Consider the following 18,025-nt stretch of genomic DNA (forward strand, 5'->3'; position numbering starts at 1 on the left):
TATAAGTTTGTTGTAAATCCTACTTTTGACTACCAACTAGTATATTTGGCTCACAGAATAGTTTTAATCATGTTTTTTAAATATCGCCATACATATGGAATAGCAACTGTTTATAGGGGGAGATCTCTTTGTTTGCAATATGGAAAACACAACCTAAAGACTCTAATAAGGAATTGATGAATGCGCTTAAAACGAAGACAATCAAAGACGAGCTGCTACACAATTCTGTTCCACCTTTAACAGCATTTGAACGAGATATTGTGAAAGAGATCACTCGATCTACTCAAATTCACAATGAATCGAATATTACTAGAACGAATAAGTATCTCGCATTTTATAACACCTACCCCGAAATTGAGTGGGCATTGTTAGCTCATCTTGTTTCAAGAAACAGTGGTTGGAGTATGACCGATTTAAAGGGAGAATGGCTGTCTAAACTCCTTTCAGAGAAAGAACAAAAGAACTACTTCAGGCTTTTAGAACGAGCAAATTGGCTAATCTTCCAAGATGCTTATCCTCAACTCCTTCTCTATCACTACAGCCTCCAACACAATCAGTCCTTATTCCATTTACTATCACACTTTAACGTATCCCGATTTATGGAACCGATCTGGAACTATTTTTTAGATAAACAAGACCGTTCCACCTTGTCTACTGCACTTATTATGAATGAACAGCATTATATCGAGAAAAGGGTAATTCATAACCCTTTTTTTAAACAAGCCGTTTTAGATACAATAGATTTTAAAATACAAGAATGGCTCGGTTTAACTCAGATTTTATTCCCATTTGCAAATAAGAGGAAACAAAACGAAATTCATTTTAGTGGACATACCGTTCATCAATTCGCTTCCATTTCAAGTCGTATCAATTTTGGAAAAGAGCTTTATGCAACTCTTTTCTCCAACTCTAAGCGGTTACGCTCAATTGTTCATTGGGCAGAGAAACACCCTCACACCGGATCACGAAAAGATTATTGGCCGCACCTTTTCCATACCGTTCGGGAATCACCTCCAGGAAAACTTTCCATTAAACTTGAACGCTGCCGAATACGCAAAGGAGCTACTCGTATATACAGCCCACCTTTAAACATAGCCTGGGAAATAATAGACCATTCCCCATCCTCTCCAGATGATTGGTTTACTCATTGGGACCTTGCTTCACCTTTACTTACCCCTCCTACTTCAACAGAAGAAAACATGAAAGAAGCTCATTGTGAAGCACTGAGTAAAATTGAACTGGCTGTAGCAGCTAAGCAGATTATTTTTCATCGTAAAAATTGAAATAAAGGATTTTAATAAGTAATGAAGAAGGGGTAAGGAAAGCATGATAAAGGAAGTGAGTCTTTGCATTGCAAAAAAAGGATACGTGATTACGGAGTAAAGATCGGTCGTTTAGAAGCGGGGAAGAACAATAGTATAACAGATGTAGCCGGGGTTACGGTGGGTCATGCTACCATCGATGATCAAGAGTGGAAAACAGGTGTAACGGCGATTATGCCGCACCAGGGAAACACGTTTCAAGAGAAACTAATCGCATCTTCATATGTCCTTAACGGGTTTGGTAAAACAGTAGGAACTGTCCAATTAAATGAGTTAGGGACTCTCGAGACTCCCATTTTATTAACGAACACGTTAAGTGTTGGGGCAGCTACTGAGGGGCTTACAAAATACATAGTAGAGCATAATAAAGCGATTGGTCGAACAACGGGAACCGTGAACCCTGTGGTAGGGGAATGTAATGACATGCTCATTAATCATATACGAGAATCGGCGGTTACAAGTGAACATGTGTATGAAGCCATTAACAAAGCATCTGCCACATTCGAGGAAGGAGCAATTGGGGCTGGGCGCGGAATGGTATGTTATGGCTTAAAAGGTGGCATTGGAACCTCATCCCGCCTCATTGACCTTACGCATGGAACATATACAATAGGCGTCCTCGTTCTAGCTAATTTTGGTCAAATGGAGGATTTGAACGTGAGCGGCACTCCCGTTGGACACTCCATACATGACCACCTGAGCCATTCTCCAAATGAACCTGATCGAGGATCTATTATGATCATTGTCGCTACAGATCTCCCGGTTACAGACCGCCAGTTAAATAGACTTATTAAACGCACGAGTACTGGCCTAGCCAGAACAGGCTCAACCATTGCTCACGGGAGCGGGGATATTGCCATTGGATTTTCCACAGCCACGAAGATCCCTCACGAAAAACCAATCGAACCTATATCCATACCTTCTATACACGAAGAAGATTTAAATCCTGCTTTCAGGGCGGTTGGAGAAGCAACAGAAGAAGCCATACTCAATGCACTCGTTACAGCAGAAACGACAACCATGCGAGACGGGCGTGTAGCTATGTCTCTCATAGAGGCTATGGGACGGTATGGACTTACCTTCGAAGAATAGTCTAGTTACCTTACTGAATCAGTCACCATAAACATATAAAAACGACCAGTACTCGACCCTGGTCGTTTTTATGTTGAACGATTAAAGAAGAAAAGCTTCCTAACTTGTTGTGAATATAACAGGGCTTAGATCAATGCAAACGTCTCAGTAGCATACATTCGCTAGATGATAGGGTTAGGGATAATGTATTCCCTTTCGTTTTATACACAGATTTATGGATAATATCCTGCCATCTTCCCTTTTTAGCAGGTACGTTTATTGATTTAGCTTCGTTTATATTTCGATTAAAAACAAACATCATCTCTTCATCTGATGCTTCCGTTCCGAATTCATCTACTCCATTTTCAATTGAGCGAACAAACGTGTAGACGTCCGGATCCGGGGCATTTGAAATCCAATCCCCTGTTCGAAGAGCTTGGTGTTCACCTCTAACAGATCCCATCATTTTGTACCAGTTTAGAAGATCTTGATCTTCTCGTCCCCATGGATAGGGTTTTCGATTATCCGGATCTTCGCCTCCAGTTAAACCTGCTTCGTCTCCATAATACAATGAGGGCACCCCTGGAAATGTGTAGAGCCATAAGCTCAAAGCTTTAAGCTGTTTAACGATTAAAGCATCCTTCTCACCATCTGAAGGTACTGGTAACGCTTCTTCTAGTAAGGTTTTTATCCGTTCTACATCATGGCTTGAGAGCATGTTCATCACAGCATAAAAATATTCTTTTGGATAGTGTTCCCGCAATGTAACAAGACGGGTATGCAGTGCAATGGCGTCCATCTCACCACGAATAAAATCGAGCATCAGTGCTCGCAAGGGGTAATTCATAACAGAGTCCAAGACGCCTCCAAGAAAATAATCTCTCCGCTTTCCATATGCAGTTTTGTTCGATGCATCTTCCCATACTTCTCCTAAAAGAACACTGTCAGGTTGATGAGTTTTTAGCTCTTGATAGATCATCCGGATTAGATCATCCGTTAACTCATCCGCTACATCTAAACGCCAATGATTCATTCCTGATCGTTGCCACGTTCTGATTACGCTATCCTTATCATGAACAAGAAAATGCTGATAACTCTCATCTTCTTTATTCAGAGTTGGTAACGTTCCCACCCCCCACCAGGCATCATATTCATCTGGATACTGGTGAAACGTATACCAAGAATAATAGGGGGATTCCTTAGATTGATAGGCTCCAACTGAATCATATTCTCCACGCTGATTAAAATAGATGCTATTGCTGCCTGTATGGCTGAATACGCCATCGAGCATAATTTCAATACCCCGAGCTTTCCCCTCTCGAATCAAGTCTTCAAAATCTTCTTTCGTCCCTAAGAGAGGGTCAATTTTATGATAATCTCCTGTGTCATAGCGATGGTTACTTTCCGCTTCAAAAATCGGATTCAAGTAAAGGACCGTTACACCGAGAGATTCAATATAGTCCAGTTTATTGATAATTCCCCTCAGATTTCCTCCAAAGAAATCCCATCTCACAACCTCTCTTCTCTCATTACGAATATAGTAAGGGGCATTATCCCAATGAGCATGAACAAGGCTTGTTTTAGGGGCTCTCGCCATTTCAATATCTCCAGACGCATGAAATCGATCAGGAAATATTTGATACATAGTAGCGTTTTTCCACCAGTCTGGTGTTTGATAGGAGGGGTCATAAACGGTGATTTGCCAAGAAGGGGGATTCTCCCCATACACCATACCTTCTCCACTTTCTTCGGCACTTTTACGACCATAATATAAAGAGTGATCTTCTGTTTCGATTTCAAAGTAATACCAAACTAGTTGAGGCTCTTCAGGCATTGTAATGGTCACTTCAAACCCACTAAACTGATGTTCCTCACTATATACGTCCATCTCCGTTACATGTTCTTCATTCGTTTGATCATAAATATAGTGAAGACTCACTTTTGATACGTGTTGGCGGTGATGAACATCAATACTTAACTTTACATGTGATCCTTTTGGCGCTGCACCAAAAGGATCACGATAAACTGTATCAAAACTGTTATGAAATATATCCAAATGCTTCACCTGGACTCCCTCCCCCAGAACCTATCCATTCAGCATTTTTGCTTCACTGATCTTCCATATATCATCTGCATAGTTCTGAATGGTATAGTCACTTGAAAACGCACCGGAATGAGCAATGTTCAGTAAACTCATTTCATTCCACTTTCGTTGATTCAAGTAATCATGGCTAATCTCTTCTTGAGCTGCCACATAGCTATTGAAATCTTTTAGCAAGAAGTACTCGTCGTTATGTGTGATTAAAGCATGATATAGCTCATGGAACGTAGTATCTCCTTTTGAGAAAGGACTATAGTGATAAAGTTGGTCCACAACGCGACGAATCCGTTTGTCATGGTTATACATCTCCATGGCATCGTAAATGCCTGTTTGGTAGTAGCTGAGCACTTCTTCAGAGCTAAGCCCAAAGGTATAAATGGCATCGTTCCCAACCGCTTCATGAATCTCTACATTAGCTCCATCCATCGTACCAAGCGTAAGAGCTCCGTTCATCATAAGCTTCATATTTCCTGTACCAGAAGCCTCTTTGCTAGCTGTAGAGATTTGTTCACTAACATTCGTTGCAGGTATAATCTTTTCAGCTAACGATACTGAGTAATCCTCCATAAAGACGACTTTGATCGTATCTTTTGTATCAGGGTCATGGTTCACCACTTCAGCAATGGTATTAATTAGTTTTATAACTTTTTTAGCAAAATAGTACCCCGGAGCCGCCTTCGCCCCAAAAATAAATGTCCTTGGCGTCATTTCTTTTGAAGGATTTGCCTTTAGTTCGTTATATAGATGCATAATATGAAGAGCATTTAGTAATTGACGCTTGTATCCATGAAGTCGTTTTATATGAACGTCAAAAATAGAATCCGGATTTACTGCAATCCCGTGATCCTTCTCAATCCATTGAGCTAGATTGACCTTATTCTGCTGTTTGATCTGATGCAATTCATCTAAAAAAGTCCCATCTTCCCGATATGCTAATAGCTCCTTCATCCGATTCGGTTGACGTTTCCACCCTTCTCCTACCGTATTGGTAATGAGTTCAGAAAGAGATGGATTCGCGTGAAGCAACCACCTGCGATGTGTGATCCCATTCGTTTTATTATTAAACCGCTCCGGAAATGCTTCATAAAAAGCTTTCATTTCACGTTTCTTTAGAATATCTGTATGGAGACGAGCGACACCATTAACACTATGACTCCCAACTATGGATAAATGGGCCATTTTGACGGTCCCATCTGCAATAATAGCGAGTTGAGCAATTCGGTCGAAGTCTCCTGGGTCTTGTTCCCATAATGATTGACAAAAACGCTCATTGATCTCTTCAATAATCATAAAGATCCTCGGTACTAATGTACGTATGACATCAACTGGCCATGTTTCAAGTGCTTCACTTAGAGTCGTGTGATTTGTATAAGAGACAGAAGATTGGGTGATCGACCATGCCTCTTCCCATCCTAATCCCTTAACATCCATAAAGATTCTCATCAGTTCCGGCACAATTAGTGCGGGGTGAGTATCATTTATATGCAAAGCAACTCTCTCACTGAAGTCAGTCCAAGGAAGATCTAACTCTTCAAATTGAGCTATAATGCTTTGTAACCCAGCAGAGACAAGGAAGTATTCCTGCTTTAAGCGCAATTTCTTCCCCTCTTCATGGGAGTCGTCTGGATAAAGGAAGGAAGTAATTTCTTCTAAATCACGTTGATGACCAATAAAGTTTCCGTGTGCCTGTTCGATTTGGGCCTTGTTTAACAAATCTTCTTCCGCAGGCTCTGCACTCCACAAACGAAGCGTGTTCACGGATTTTTCCTCGTACCCTACTACAGGAAGATCATAAGGAACCGCTCGGATGCTTTGGCTATTTTTATAAGTAAAATGGAGATCGCCATCCTTGTCTTCATATGACTCAATTTCTCCACCAAATTGCACTTCTACTGCCGCTTCATCACGCCTTACTTCCCACATATACCCATCTTGTAACCAATGATCAGGAAGTTCGACTTGTTGTCCGTTTACAAATCTTTGTGTAAACATACCATTTCGATAACGGAGTCCAACTCCATGTCCAGCCAATCTGAGAGAGGCTAATGAATCTAGAAAACAAGCTGCTAACCGACCGAGTCCACCATTCCCAAGTCCGGCGTCTGCTTCTTTTTCTTCTAGGATAGGCAATGTAAGACCAAGATCCATAAGCCCTTCCTCTACTACGTTTAATACTCCCATATTAAGTAAGTTGTTCCCTAGTAAGCGCCCCATCAGGAACTCCATAGAGAAATAGTAGACTTGCTTTTTACCAGAGGTTTGATAGGCTTGCTCCGTTTCCTTCCATTTCTGAAGGAGTCTTTCGCGTACCAAATGGCTCAAAGCACGATATGCATCTTGTTCTGTTGCCTGATCCTTTGTTTTACCAGTTTCAGACTCTAGGTTCTTAACAAATACCTCTTTAAACTCTTCTTTACTGCTGAACATACTGGGATCCTCCATTCTGATGCGTTAGGCATAAACTTTTAGCATCGATTGATATAAGTCCATATATTGCTTCGCAGAATTCTCCCAGGAATATTGGCTTTTCATGACGTTCTTAATTAAACTTTTCCACGTTGCTTGATCATGATAAATGTCAATGGCGCGACGGATGGTAAATAACATATCGTGTGCATTAAAGTTTGTGAAGCTGAACCCATTCCCTTCACCTGTAGCCTCGTTAAATGGATGAACAGTGTCTACAAGACCACCTGTTTCTCTAACAATCGGTACAGTTAAGTAACGAAGGGCTAACAACTGTCCAATTCCACATGGCTCGAAACGAGATGGCATCAAGAAGAGGTCACTCCCTGCATACACTTGTCGAGACAACGATTCACTAAATGTAATGTTAGCTGAAATTTTGTCTGGATACTTATGTTCAAACCACTGAAACATTTGTTCATAATATTGTTCCCCTGTTCCTAACAGCACAATTTGAACATCAGCTTGTTCCAACAACTCATCTAAGATTCTTCCAATAAGATCAAACCCTTTTTGCTCGACTAGACGAGAAACAATCCCAATCATCGGAATCGTTTGATCAACCGGAAGTCCCAGCTTCTCTTGAAGCCACATTTTGTTTTGAGCTTTCTTTATTAATGAACTACGATACGGGAAAGCAAGTGATTCATCTTTCATAGGGTTATAGTCTTGGAGGTTAATGCCATTGACAATGCCAGTAAGTCGGTGAGAATGTTTGCGAAGTACTTCATCTAGGTTTTCCCCATAATAAGGTGTTTGAATCTCCTCTGCATAAGTTTCACTAACCGTTGTGATCGTATCTGAGAAATTTAGAGCTCCTTTCATGAAGCTAATATTCCCAAAGAACTCGATACCATCGACCGTCATAAAACGTTCATCCAGATCCATTAAGTCATGAAGAACGGATTGAGGGAAGATACCTTGATACTTAAGATTATGGATCGTAAAAACAGTTTTCATACCTTCAAATACAGGATCTTCTTTGTAGTGAGTGTGTAAAAAGAGCGGAATCAATCCCGTTTGCCAATCATGGCAATGAAGAACTTCCGGCTTCCATTCTAAGGTACGAACCATTTCCATTACAGCGCGATTAAAGAAAACAAAACGCTCCGCTTCATCCTCATATCCATATAAATTAGAACGTTTAAAGTAATACTCATTATCAATAAAATAAACGGGAATTCCTTCATATTCTAAGTATTCTATCCCCGCATACTGTTGACGCCATCCTAGTTGAATCGTGAGTGTATCCATAAGCGTTAGCTGATCTTTCCACTCATCTTTCATCTCCTGATACTTTGGTAACACAACTCGCACATCAGCTCCTTGATCTTTCAGCGCTTGCGGCAAGGACCCTAGTACGTCAGCTAATCCTCCTGACTTAATAAAAGGGGTACATTCTGATCCAATCATCAATACATTCATGCTAATCACTCCTCTTAAAATGTATAGAAAACAATAAAGGGACTGCCGAAATGGAGTCCAGGCAGCCCCGCCTTATCCTTTTACATTGTTTTGCGCTTTGCTACAACAAATGGCTTCTCAGGTGCACCAATAAGAGTTTTGCCTTCTGTGATGGTGCAATCTTTATCAAGGATGACATTTTCTAATACTGCATGATCTGCAATTTCACATCGTTGCATAATCACAGAGTTTTTAATGACAGCCCCCTTGCCTACTTTTACACCTCTGAAGAGAATGCTATCCTCCACATGACCTTCTACTACACATCCATTAGCGACTAATGTGTTCTTCACATCAGATCCGTGCATATATTTCGAAGGTGCTTCATTCTTCACCTTTGTCAGAATAGGTGCATCATCTTTAAATAGACGATCGTGCTCTTCTGTTTTTAATAAATTCGTACTGTTTCGGTAATAACTCTCTAATGAATTTACAAGAGCATGTGCGCCTTTGTATTCATAGGCGTGGACATGAATTATAGGTAATTGATCTTTAATGGCATCTCGGAAAAAGTGGGAATGTCCATGTGCAATAGCCTTCTCCACTAAATCTTGTAACACACTCTTTTTAATTAGGAACATTTCCATGTAAATGTTCGGATTATAATGCTCGTTATGAAAGGCTTCTACTCGGTTTCCTTCACCAATATTCAACTTCTGAGCTAATTGATATTCAGGCATCATTTCATCGGCCTTTTTATAAATAACGGTGACATCTGCATCCATTTCCTTATGCTCCTTCAGTACCTCCTGAAAATCGATATTACAAATGTGTTGAGATCCTGAAACGAGTATATATTCTGCTGATGTGCGACGTAAAAAATCGATATTATTATGATAATGCTGAAGGTCACCTTTTGATATATCAGTTGGGTCATTCCAATCAGGTGGCAAGATGAATAATCCTCCACGCTTGCGGTCGAGATCCCAAGCTTTTCCTTGTTCAAGATGATCCATTAGAGAACGATATTTTCGACGAGCGAATACTGCAATAGACTCAATACGTGAATTTGTCATGTTTGATACGGTGAAATCAATCATACGATAGCGCCCACCGAAAGGAACGGCCGCTCCGCACCTGAAATAAGTTAACTCATTTAGCATATCCTGTTCATGATCTAAATTAATAATACCCGCTATTCGTTCCATAACATTTCCCCCTACTTATTGAGTCATTGCATAACTGTTCGCCATAATGCTTCCTTCTTCTGCAACAAGGGTTATTTCGCTGCCTGGCGCAGGATCACCAATCACACTGTTATCCTCAATCACACTACCCTCAGAGATAATGGCGCGGTGAATTTGTACATTTTTACCTATTTTTACGTTCGGCATAATCACAGAATCCTTTACAACCGCTCCCTCTCCCACGTGTACGCCGTAGAATAGGATTGACGTATCTACTGTTCCGTAAATTTTACAACCTTCATTAATGAGCGCATTGCGGACGCGAGATGTTGAGGATAAGTACTGAGCGGGCTGATTTGGATTTTTTGAATAGATTCTCCACGAAGAGTTATTCAAATCTAAATCAGGCGTTTCTTTCAGTAAGTCCATATTAGCTTCCCATAAGCTATCTACTGTACCGACATCTTTCCAATAACCCTCAAATGTATAGGCTTTTAACTTCTTCTCGTCCTGTAGTAAGGCAGGGATAATATCTTTTCCAAAATCATGGGAAGAATCTGATTTAGCATCATCCGCAGTTAAATACTCCTTCAACACATCCCACTTAAAGATATAAACCCCCATAGAAGCTAAGTTACTCATTGGGTAAGCAGGCTTTTCATCAAACTCTATAATGTCACCATTCTCTTTTGTATTCATAATGCCGAATCGACTTGCTTCTTCCCAAGGCACCTCGATTACAGAAATAGTAGCATCTGCGTTTTGCTCTTTATGATAATCAAGCATTAAGGAATAATCCATCGTATAAATGTGATCACCTGATAGAATTAATACATGCTCTGGATCATACTGGTGGAGAAATTTTAAATTGCGGTAGATCGCATTCGCTGTACCTGTGTACCAGCCACCGCCCTCTGCTTGCATGTAAGGTGGTAAAACGGAAACACCACCATATTTTCGATCCAAATCCCAAGGTGATCCAATGCCAAGATAGTGATTTAAAACCAATGGTTCATATTGGGTCAGGACACCGACTGTATCAATCCCCGAATTCGTACAATTACTTAAAGGGAAATCAATAATCCGATACTTTCCACCAAAGAACACAGCTGGCTTAGCCAGCTCCTTCGTTAGAGACTTTAACCTTGTACCTTGACCACCAGCTAACAACATCGCTACACATTCTTTGTTTTTCAAGACTTGTCCTCCTCTAGTAAAGAAGTTCTTTTCAAGAAGCTTACACCCAGTGGTGGGATGGTCATCGTGACGTGTTGTCCCTGACCCTGCCACGGTATAGCAGCCGTATGAAGTGGTCTATCATTCACCTGACCTGAGCCACCATATTGAACAGCATCACTTGTGAATATTTCTTCGTAGACTCCTTCTGTTGGTACACCTACTTTATAATCGTGATAAACAACTGGGGTGAAGTTACAGATCACGACCAACTGGTCATCTGCACGGCTATTACGAATAAATGAGACGATACTTTGATCATAGTTATTCGGATCAACCCACTCAAAACCCTCCCCTTTATGGTCCATCTCCCATAAAGCAGGATGATCATTGTAAATTTTGTGAAGATCACTCATGTATTGCTTAGTAGAAGCATGAGCATCAAAATTGAGCAGCTCCCAATCAAGATCCTCTAAGTCTTTCCACTCATCAAACTGACCAAATTCCGATCCCATGAACAAAAGTTTCTTACCTGGATGGGCGTACATATAAGCTAAGAACGCGCGTAAATTAGCAAACTTCTGCCAATAATCTCCGGGCATTTTATTGAGTAACGATTTCTTTCCATGAACGACCTCATCATGAGAAATCGGCAACACAAAATTCTCTGAGAAAGCATAAAACAAAGAAAACGTAATTAAGTTATGATGATATTTCCTGTGGATTGGATCCATCTCCATGTACTTCAACATGTCATTCATCCAGCCCATATTCCATTTATAATTAAAGCCAAGCCCTCCTACATAAGTAGGTGCACTGACTAATGGCCACGAAGTAGATTCCTCTGCCATCATAAGGACATTCGGTACCTCTTCAAATATGGCTTCGTTCATCTTTTTGATAAAAGACACTGCCTCGAGGTTTTCGCTTCCTCCGTACTCATTCGGCTCCCACTCTCCATCTTCTTTACCAAAACTTAGATAGAGCATACTGGCAACTGCGTCAACGCGAAGACCATCCAAATGATATTCTTTTAACCAATAGATCGCATTAGAAATAAGGAAGCTTTGAACTTCGTTGCGACCAAAATCAAATGTAAGAGTTCCCCACTGTGACTTCTCAGCCTTCTTGGGGTCGCTATATTCATAGAGAGGTTCTCCATCAAACCTGCGTAAACCATGCTGGTCTTTACAAAAGTGACCCGGAACCCAATCTAAAATAACACCAAGCCCATTCTGATGGCATTGATCTACAAAGTATTTAAAATCATCAGGTGTTCCGTAACGGGAGGTTACAGCAAAATACCCCGTTGCTTGATAGCCCCATGAACGATCGAAGGGGTGTTCTGTAAGGGGGAGAAGTTCAATGTGTGTGTAACCAAGTTCTTTCACATACGGAATAACCATGTCTGCGTACTCCCGATATGTATAAAACACTTCAGGTTCAATGTTTTTCCAAGATCCAAGGTGAAGCTCGTAAATCGATATAGGTGATTCATAGAGATTGGTTTCTTTTCTTTCGTTCATCCACAATTGATCATTCCACTCATAATGCTCAAGAGGATGTAAAACAGAAGCCGTATTGGGGCGTAACTCGCTTGAGAAAGCATAAGGATCAGCTTTCAATTGTAAATGCCCGTGAGGCGTTAAAATTTCGTATTTATAAATGGTGCCCTTCTGTAAATCAGGAATGAATGTAGACCATAGGCCATTTTCATTCAATTTCTCCATAGGGTGTTGTCGTCCATCCCAGTCGTTAAATGTTCCGACCACATTTACCTCTACCGCATTCGGCGCCCATACTGTAAACCGTACCCCACTTTGCCCATTTTGCTGTTCCATATGTGCACCAAGAAGTTGATAGGCATAACGTAGATTTCCCTGGTGAAATAAGTAGATATCGTGATCCATGGTTGTCGAAGTGACCAAACTATCACTCACCCTTTTCTCTCTGTGTAAGAGGATTTTTTTATTTGTAAAACATCTTACAATCTATGCTTATTGTTATTATAGAATCCTCCCAAGTCCATTACAATTAATATTTATTAAAAATTTCTGAAAGTTTTGTCGAAAAATGTTTACTTATATCACTATATAGGGAAACGCTCTCATTTCTGCTTTGAAACCACTTCATTCAAGCGATCATGGTTCCTTTATTCTTCGTCATAATAAAATATTACAGTTCCATTTCAACTTTCTGATAGTTTTTCTAGTCTTCCTTTTTCGTTTTTGATAACCTTTAAGAGGGAAAGCGTTTTCTAATAGCTTAGTAGTGAATACGAATTGGTGGTGTTTCGTTATGAAAAGATTAGTTATCGTCGGTGGCGGCTACGGTGGGTTAAAGATTCTTCAAGATTTGCTTGAAGGTGGGTTGCCAAAAGACGTTCATATTACAATGGTAGACCGTAATCCATACCATTCACTTAAAACCGAATTTTACGCAATTGCTGCTGGGACGAAAGCAGATAGAGAAGTTCGTATTGATTTTCCTGAACATGATCAAGTTGATTATGTATTTGGAGAGGTTATGGAGATTAATATTCATGATCAACAAATTGTCGTTCGTGAACACACAGATCCTGTTCCATACGATGATCTCGTCATTGGACTTGGGTGTGAAGACAACTATCACGGTGTACAAGGGGCTCCTGAATATACGCAGAGTGTACAAACGTTTAAGAAGGCAAGGAAAGCCGGATTCGAAGTAGGAAACCTTAACGCACATGGAAAGGTAGCTGTAGTCGGAGCGGGATTAAGCGGAATTGAAGTTGCTTCTGAAATTCGTGAGAGTCGTCCCGATTTAAATATTCGCTTATTGGACCGAGGAGAAACCGTTCTCCGTCCTTTTGACCCAAAAATTCAAGAGTATGTAGAAGATTGGTTCAAACGAAATGATGTAGAAGTTATTCATCATGCAAATGTGGAATATGTAGAACGTGATGGCGTATGTAATAATGGCATATGCTTTGTAAATGACGTCACGATCTGGACAGCAGGTGTAAGACCTAACCACCTTGTTCGTGCCTTACCGTTCGAAAAAGACCCGCAAGAAAAAATCATCATCAACGATTACTACCAAGTACCTGAACAACCTAATGTCTATATCGTTGGGGATTGCGCTTCATCGAATTATTCTCCTAGTGGCCAATTAGCAGGCCAACAAGGGGAACACATTGCAGCCATTTTGTTAGCCCTTTATAACGGAAAAGAACCGGATAAGCCAAAAGAGGTTAAATTAAAAGGTTCTCTTGGTTCCTTAGGAAAATCAGATGGATTCGGGAACATGATGCAAAAACCAGTAACAGGACTATTACCACGCCTCGCAAAATCAGGTGTACTGTGGCTTCATAGACGCCACTAAAATAAAGACGCTTAGAGTATAGAATACTCTAAGCGTCTTTATATTTGGATCTTTACTTTAATTCAATGAATTTCGTTTGCGATCAAGAGATATGTTTCCTTTAGCTTTAATGGAGCGTAAGGTGGGCCTCGAAAATCACTCACTTTCCGCGGCCCCACACGACTCGGGGTCGTTCGACGTTGTCACAGGATGTGATAGTCTTAGTCGAACCTCCTCTTTCTTTTTTAGCTTCCTCTTTCGCTTCGCTCGGGGTATCGTCTAGCTCTCTCTCGAAGGAGCTCGAAATTTCCAGGTCCACCTTTACTAAATCAGGAGAGACGGAAACGCGCCCAATATGGAAGACAGCTTGAGCACCTAAACACAAGGTCCGTTTACCCAATTAACGTCAGGGATTGCTGGGGGACTGCGAGACTCCCGCGGGGTAAGGAGCCTAGGTAAGACCCCGCACGGAGCGCTAGCGAAGGAGGAGGCTTACCAGCTCCCCGCAGGAAAGCGAGTTGTCCCCCAGCAATCCCTAGCCTCTATTCCGTAACGGACCATAATACAGGCTTATAGCTTCTTAATAAAGACCACTTTCAAGTAGTCTCCTGGTTTATAGGCTTTGGTCGTTGCAAAGTCTGAGGGGAGGGTAAATTGTTCTTCAATTTTGTAACGATGCCCGGTTTCTTTAAAGGCCTTTTCAATAAATCCTTTAAATTTCCCCATGCCATAGCCACTGTAGTTTGTTGAGGCGACGATTACGCCGTTGTCTTCTGTAATAGCAATGGCTTGTTTGAGTAAGTCTTTATAATCTTTTGCAGCACTAAAGCGATGCTTCTTAGAACGTGCAAAGCTTGGGGGATCGAGAACGACCATGTCAAAGGTTAACTGCTTCTTTACTGCATATTTAAAATATTCAAATACGTCCATAACCTTAATATCATGTGCTTCGTAGTCAATTCCATTGATGCTAAATTGCTCCACCGTTTTCGGGTAGCTTCTATTAGCCAAGTCAACGCTTGTTGTTTTCAGGGCTCCTCCAAGGGCGGCAAATACAGAGAATGCTCCTGTGTAGGAGAAGGTATTTAGTACCGTTTTTCCTTCTGCGTAATGATCGCGAATCTTCTTACGTACCTCACGCTGATCTAAAAACACCCCTGTCATAGGACCTTCATTCAGATGCACGGAAAATTGAACATCATTCTCTTTGACGATCATAGGAAATTCGCCGCGCTCTCCTGTTACGAAATCATCGTCGTCAATATATTTTCCGCCTGTGTTAAATCGCTTCTTCTCATAAATTCCTTTGTACTCAACCAACTGCTGTAAAGCCTTTAGGATTTGATTCTTGAAAGCGTAGATCCCTTCGCTGTACCAACTCACTACGTAAAAGGACTCGTAGTGATCGATCGTTAAGCCCCCTACGCCATCTCCTTCACCATTAAAGATTCGAAAAGCCGTTGTAGAGTCATCTTTGAAAAAGCCGCTACGTTTTTGAAGGGCCACCCTAATCTTCTTTTCAAAAAACGATTGGTCAATGGCTTCTTCTTGTTGCTGGGTTAGCACCCATCCATACCCTTTATTTTGCTCTCCGTAGTATCCTTTTGCTATAAAACGACCACGCTCATCCATTAAATGTAGTATTTGACCTTCTTCGCTAAGAACCTCAGCATTTGTCAGGGCTTCCTTTTCAATCAAAGGGAAACCATCTTTAATCTTTTTCGCGTAGTCTTGTTTTATCTTTAATTTAATTTCTTTCTTCATCATCTCACCCAATCTGCTAGAAATGTGTACCTGCTTTTAGTGAACCTAGCTTATTCAAATTATTACGCTGTTTCAGCCGTTTCATACCGATGCTTCCCATCATATCAGAAGAACGAGTGAATGGGTACAGTTCGCATGGGATCTATAAACCGGTCGTTGACAAACATATGAAACATTTTATAGAATAAACGTTAACTTAAAACCGAATTTAGAACTTTCGTATAATCTTGGAGATAAGGTCCATAAGTTTCTACCAAACTACCGTAAATGGTTTGACTACGAGAGGCATAAGATACGTATACGTTTATTTTCTGTATATCTATCACTTATGCTTTCTCTGTCAAACTCTAGCTATAGCTAGAGTTTTTTTAATTTTATTGGCTTTGTACCCCAAGATACTAAATGGATCGAAACGTTAACAGGTTCTATATATGGAGGAGGCAAACAAGATGACCCAGACAAAGAAAATCACCAACCATATCTCTATAGCCAATCAAGAGAAGGAAGCTGATCTCGTTATAAAAAATGCTCGTATTGCTGATGTATTTAATTTAGAGGTTTTTGAAGGGGATGTCGCGATTACAGACGGCTTCATTGTAGGCATTGGTAGTTACAAAGGTAAAGAAACGCTTGATGCAGAGGGAAGATACTTATGCCCTGGTTTTATCGATGGCCATGTGCATATTGAATCTTCTATGTTGCCTCCGTCAGAATTTGAGAAAGTCGTTTTGCCACATGGAGTTACATCCGTCATTACCGATCCACATGAAATCGCTAATGTCTCAGGGACGGATGGTTTAGACTTTATGATACAGAATTCAGAAGAGCTTACCTTAGATGCATTCATTATGCTCCCTTCCTGCGTTCCTGCAACGCCTTTTGAACACGCCGGTGCCACGTTATTAGCAGGGGATCTCCGTTCTTATTTAGCGCACCCTCGTGTATTAGGCCTCGCTGAAATGATGGACTATCATTCTTTGCGCCAGGCTTCTCCAGATGTAATCGATAAAATAACTATGCAAAGTCCTATGAAAATAGATGGTCACCTCGCTGGGTTGGATACAAATGCAATTAACGTCTATCGTGCAGCTGGTATTGATACAGATCATGAGTGCAAAACCGCTCAAGAAGCAGTTGAACGTGTCAGAAGAGGAATGTATGTCATGATCAGGGAGGGCTCTGTATCTAAGGACCTTTCCGCACTTGTTCAAGCTGTCACTCCAAGTAACGGCCACCGTTTTCTCTTTTGCACTGACGATAAACACATCGATGACTTGTTAGATGAAGGAAGCATTGATCATAATATCCGTCTCGCTATTAAGCACGGGGTCCCGCCGCTTCAAGCCATACAAATGGCTACATTGAATGCTGCCAGGTGCTATGGTCTCACCCATAAGGGAGCTATTGCGCCAGGGTATGTCGCTGACTTTGTGTTATTAGATGACCTAAAGAATGTTACCATTTCTGAAGTATATAAAGGTGGTGAAAGAGTGTCCTTTCCTCCATCTTCTAATGGAAGCCATTCTACTGCAGTAACACCAACCTTAACGAATACGATATCCATACCAGAAATAAATGAAAAAGACTTACAGATTCCTATAGATGCTTCACAACTCACAAATGTAATCGAAATCATTCCAAATAATTTAGTTACCCATCATGTAAGCACCAGTGTTGATGCCATAGGTGGATCCTTTCAACCATCAACAGAAAATGGCCTTTTGAAAGTGGTTGTGGTGGAGCGTCACAACAAAACAGGGAATATAGGGGTAGGAATCGTAAAAGGGTTCCAGTTATCTTACGGGGCAATCGCAACCACCATTGCCCACGACTCCCATAATATTGTAGCTGTTGGAACAAATGATCAGGACATCCTTGCTGCCATCCAATCGCTTCAAACGATTAATGGAGGGCTAACCGTTGTCAGAGATGGAAAGATTCTGTCCTCGGTATCCCTTTCTATTGCAGGACTCATGTCTATCGAATCTTGCGAAAACGTGTACCATTCTTTAAAAGAAGTGAAGCAGTCCCTTCAAACTCTTGGATTTGCAGGCTCCTTCAACCCATTTCTGACTCTTTCCTTCTTAACGTTACCAGTTATACCATCATTAAAGATTACTGACATGGGACTATTCGATGTCAACTTAGGTCAACACATTCCTAACCAATCGGCCCATTCCAAGTCTTCCTAAAGC

At 41.0% G+C, this 18,025-nt stretch carries 11 protein-coding genes and 1 riboswitch; of the genes, 4 read left to right on the forward strand and 7 right to left on the reverse strand.

Annotation, left to right across the window (positions count from 1 at the left end; all coding sequences use genetic code 11):
* Positions 1–128 precede the first annotated feature (128 nt).
* Positions 129–1,283 carry a DUF2515 family protein gene (locus IEW76_RS03340; protein ID WP_188650914.1) on the forward strand — a complete coding sequence of 385 codons (1,155 nt, stop codon included), beginning with the start codon at positions 129–131 and terminating at the stop codon, positions 1,281–1,283.
* 63 nt (positions 1,284–1,346) lie between these two features.
* Entirely contained in the window at positions 1,347–2,414 is a 1,068-nt protein-coding gene (locus tag IEW76_RS03345) for a DmpA family aminopeptidase (RefSeq protein WP_188650916.1), read from the forward strand.
* Between the two features lie 130 nt (positions 2,415–2,544).
* On the opposite strand, the gene IEW76_RS03350 is transcribed toward IEW76_RS03345, so the two are convergent.
* The 6 genes from IEW76_RS03350 to glgB form a co-directional block, all read right to left on the reverse strand.
* The gene (locus tag IEW76_RS03350) at positions 2,545–4,458 is read right to left on the reverse strand and encodes a glycoside hydrolase family 13 protein (RefSeq protein WP_188650918.1); all 1,914 of its coding nucleotides are present in this window, start codon (positions 4,456–4,458) and stop codon (positions 2,545–2,547) included.
* 21 nt (positions 4,459–4,479) lie between these two features.
* Positions 4,480–6,921, reverse strand: a complete 2,442-nt coding sequence (locus IEW76_RS03355; RefSeq protein ID WP_188650920.1) for a glycogen/starch/alpha-glucan phosphorylase — start codon at positions 6,919–6,921, stop codon at positions 4,480–4,482.
* 24 nt (positions 6,922–6,945) lie between these two features.
* On the reverse strand, positions 6,946–8,385 hold the full coding sequence (gene glgA, locus IEW76_RS03360) for a glycogen synthase GlgA (RefSeq protein WP_188650922.1): 1,440 nt from the start codon (positions 8,383–8,385) through the stop codon (positions 6,946–6,948).
* Positions 8,386–8,465: 80 nt separating this feature from the next.
* A complete protein-coding gene (gene glgD, locus IEW76_RS03365) occupies positions 8,466–9,572 on the reverse strand; it encodes a glucose-1-phosphate adenylyltransferase subunit GlgD (protein WP_188650924.1) in 1,107 nt (368 codons plus the stop codon).
* Between the two features lie 15 nt (positions 9,573–9,587).
* A complete protein-coding gene (locus IEW76_RS03370; RefSeq protein WP_188650926.1) occupies positions 9,588–10,748 on the reverse strand; it encodes a glucose-1-phosphate adenylyltransferase in 1,161 nt (386 codons plus the stop codon).
* On the reverse strand, positions 10,745–12,637 hold the full coding sequence (gene glgB, locus IEW76_RS03375; protein WP_188651129.1) for a 1,4-alpha-glucan branching protein GlgB: 1,893 nt from the start codon (positions 12,635–12,637) through the stop codon (positions 10,745–10,747). The genes IEW76_RS03370 and glgB overlap by 4 nt, the downstream gene beginning before the upstream one ends.
* A 388-nt stretch (positions 12,638–13,025) precedes the next feature.
* On the opposite strand from glgB, the gene IEW76_RS03380 reads away from it, so the two are divergent.
* A complete protein-coding gene (locus IEW76_RS03380) occupies positions 13,026–14,087 on the forward strand; it encodes an NAD(P)/FAD-dependent oxidoreductase (RefSeq protein ID WP_188650928.1) in 1,062 nt (353 codons plus the stop codon).
* 549 nt (positions 14,088–14,636) lie between these two features.
* Here IEW76_RS03380 and IEW76_RS03385 read toward each other — a convergent pair.
* On the reverse strand, positions 14,637–15,830 hold the full coding sequence (locus tag IEW76_RS03385; protein ID WP_188651131.1) for a class I SAM-dependent rRNA methyltransferase: 1,194 nt from the start codon (positions 15,828–15,830) through the stop codon (positions 14,637–14,639).
* Positions 15,831–16,027: 197 nt separating this feature from the next.
* A riboswitch (purine riboswitch) is annotated at positions 16,028–16,129 on the forward strand.
* A 150-nt stretch (positions 16,130–16,279) separates the two neighbouring features.
* On the opposite strand from IEW76_RS03385, the gene ade reads away from it, so the two are divergent.
* Positions 16,280–18,022, forward strand: coding sequence for an adenine deaminase (ade, locus tag IEW76_RS03390; RefSeq protein WP_188650930.1), 1,743 nt, complete (start codon positions 16,280–16,282; stop codon positions 18,020–18,022).
* The last annotated feature ends 3 nt before the right edge of the window (positions 18,023–18,025 follow it).

Source organism: Pontibacillus salipaludis, from assembly GCF_014642405.1.
Classification (GTDB): Bacteria; Bacillota; Bacilli; order Bacillales; family BH030062; genus Pontibacillus; species Pontibacillus salipaludis.